The organism is Vicinamibacteria bacterium, from assembly GCA_035620555.1.
In the GTDB taxonomy this organism is placed as follows: Bacteria; Acidobacteriota; Vicinamibacteria; order Marinacidobacterales; family SMYC01; genus DASPGQ01.
This window is the reverse complement of record DASPGQ010000312.1, coordinates 1-2,774: the sequence shown is the minus strand read 5'-3', so window position 1 is coordinate 2,774 and position 2,774 is coordinate 1. Positions and strand designations below refer to the sequence as shown.

The following is a 2,774-nucleotide window of genomic DNA, read 5'->3' as shown; positions in this document are numbered from 1 at the left end:
CGCAATCGTAGAGGGACTTCAGGAGCCGGAACGTGTTCCCTCCGCCGATAAAAACCGACTCTGCGTCCTCGACTGCTCGGCGTACGTCCCGACTACCGTGGACGGAGTCGAGCGAAACGCCGAGCGCTTCGAAACGCGCCCGCGCCTGGTCGGCGTAGGCGTCACGGTCGAAGAGGGCGTAGGGGACGAACAGAACGTGCTTCACGTTTTCGAGAAAGTCGCCGATCTCGCCCGCGACATGATCGAGGTAGCCGCTTCCGTGGAGGGTCGAGTTGCTGATCAAGAGAAGGCGCCGGTTTCGATAGTTCGTCGGGAACATTCAGACCTCCATTTATTCGACGTCGTCGGCACTCACCCCGAAACGAGAGTCGTCGCGAGACCCACGAGACCTCCCGCGAGCACGACCCAGAGGACGTCGATTTTTAGCCGGTGGAGCGCCAGGAACGCGACGAGACTCACGACCGCGGCGAACCAGTTCGTGTCGTTCTCGAGCCCTCGTGGCCAGATGACGGCCGTTCCGAAGACCAACGCGAGATTCAGGATCACGCCCACGACCGCGGCGGTGACGCCGGCGAGCGCGGACGTCAAACCCTTGTGGCCCCGCAGCACCTCGATATAGGGCGCTCCGAGAAAGATGAACAGGAAACAAGGGAGAAACGTGGCGTAGGTCGTGACCAGAGCTCCGGTCACCGCGCTCGTCGCTTGTCCCAGATCGCCAGGATGATTCCAACCGGCCATGAAGCCGACGAACTGCACGACCATTATCAGCGGTCCCGGGGTGGTCTCCGCGAGCGCCAACCCGTCGATCGCCTGGGCCTGAGATATCCAACCGTAGCTTCCTGCCGCCGCCTGGGTGACGTAGGCGAGCACCGCATAGGCACCTCCGAACGTGACGAAGGCTGCCCGGGTGAAGAAGCGATACTCCGCCAGGTGAAGGCTGTCCCAGCCGAGCCACGAACCGATGGCCAGAAACGGTACCACCCAGGCCGCGATCCCGATCGCGAGGATCCGCAGGGCTCGCCTTCCCGACGGCAGAGTGTGGGGGGCAGAAGGGGCATCGTCGTCGATGACAGTCGCCGGACTGACCGACGTCGGTCGGGTCCCGGGAAGCACCGTTTGCTTCTCGGTGGAGCCGACGAGCGACAACGAGGGAAGAACGCGAGCGACCACGAGACCGATGACCCCGGCGGAAAGAACGATGAGTGGAAACGGAACCTCGAAGTAAAAGATGGCGACGAAACCCAGAACCGCGAGGGCGAGATGAGCGGGCCCGCGGAGGGCGCGCCCGCCGATCTTCAGGATCGCCTGCACGACGATGGCAACGACGACCGGTTTGAAACCGGAGAGAACGGCCGCCACCGCCGGCAGGTTTCCATACGCCGCATAGACGTACGAGAGACCCAGCAGCACGAAGATGGACGGGAGCACGAAGAAGCCACCGGCGACGATGCCCCCGACCGTACGGTGGAGGAGCCAGCCGATATAGGTCGCGAGTTGCTGAGCTTCCGGTCCGGGCAACAGCATGCAGTAATTCAAGGCGTGGAGGAAGCGCTCCTCGCTCAACCAGCGTCGGCGCTCGACGAGCTCTCGGTGCATGATCGCGATCTGGCCCGCCGGCCCCCCGAACGAGATGAAGCCCAGCTTGACCCAGAAGGCGAACGCCTCGGCGAAAGTGACCGTGGGGGGCGCGGGTGCCGAGCCTTCTCGTCGCTCACTTGGAGCGGGACGGCCGCTTTCGGGCGCTGTCCCGACGCGTTCGTTTTCCAGTGCTCGTCTCCTCTGTCTTGCTCTCGTCCTTGCCGAGAGATTCGTGTAAACCGTCGAAGAGCGCTGTGCATTGTGCGGCGAGCTTGCGATCGTCGTTCAGCAAGATGGAAAGGCCGCGGACCATCGCACTCACTCCCGGAGCTTCGAGGCGGTTGAACTTTCCGTCCTTGAGATCGATATCGTGAACGATCTCGGCAATCTGGCGGAGCGAGCGATCACCCGACAAGCCAAAGCGCGAGAGCATCGTCTCGAAAGTGCAATCTTCGCCCTGATGGGTGAGCTCGGCACCGTACATGTCGAAGGTGATCCCCCCTTCCACCGACTCACCTTCGGAGACGAACGAGAATCGCGGCCGCTTGTCGATGAACCGCTTGATCAGCCATATGGACGCGAGCCGGTCGATGAAGAGGTTCTTTCGCGTGACCCAGCGTCGTCCCTGGAATCGCGCGGGATCGAGCTCCCCCTCCGGGCGCGATTCTTCGTCCGGTTGCCCGCGACTCCGAGACGACGTCAGGAGGCTCTTCCGGCAACGACGATAGGCCGCTTCCGCGCTCGACCGCCCGCGGGCTTCGAAGAAATCGATCGCGATGAGACGGTTCAGCTCCTGGTACAGCCGGTCGAGATCGGCCTCGTAGCTCTCGACGCGCGCCACCGAAAGATGCCCGCCACGTCTCTGTTCTCGAACGGCCCCGGTAAGACCGTCGAGCTCGGCGCTCACGAGCGCGTACTCCTCGTCGCGCGCCTTCCGAAACGTCGCGATGATCTCTTCATCCGTCGCTCCTTCGACGGCGCCTGCGTGAAGAACGGTCGCCTGGCCGCCCGCCGACTCGATCTCCTGCTTCAGCCACTGAAAATCCTCGAAGGTCTTGTCGTTGAAGGGCAAGACGTAGACCGAGTTCTTGATCGCGACGGCGCCGAGCTTCTGCAGCCGGCGCCAGGTGCGAACCCGCGGGTTCGTGGGCTTGGGAGGCAGCTGATGTATCAGGAGCAACCAGTCCTGCTTCATT

3 protein-coding genes are annotated in these 2,774 nt (G+C 63.3%); all 3 read right to left on the bottom strand.

Annotated elements, in window-relative coordinates; translation table 11 throughout:
- Positions 1 to 319 (bottom strand): Type 1 glutamine amidotransferase-like domain-containing protein (locus VEK15_12795; protein ID HXV61567.1); only part of this gene is annotated, 319 nt, incomplete at its 3' end.
- Between the two features lie 32 nt (positions 320 to 351).
- Positions 352 to 1,767: a chromate efflux transporter gene (chrA, locus tag VEK15_12790; GenBank protein ID HXV61566.1), complete on the bottom strand. Its 1,416-nt coding sequence runs from the start codon at positions 1,765 to 1,767 to the stop codon at positions 352 to 354.
- The coding region (locus VEK15_12785) for a chromate resistance protein ChrB domain-containing protein (protein ID HXV61565.1) at positions 1,712 to 2,774 on the bottom strand (1,063 nt) is incomplete at its 5' end. The genes chrA and VEK15_12785, both read right to left, overlap by 56 nt.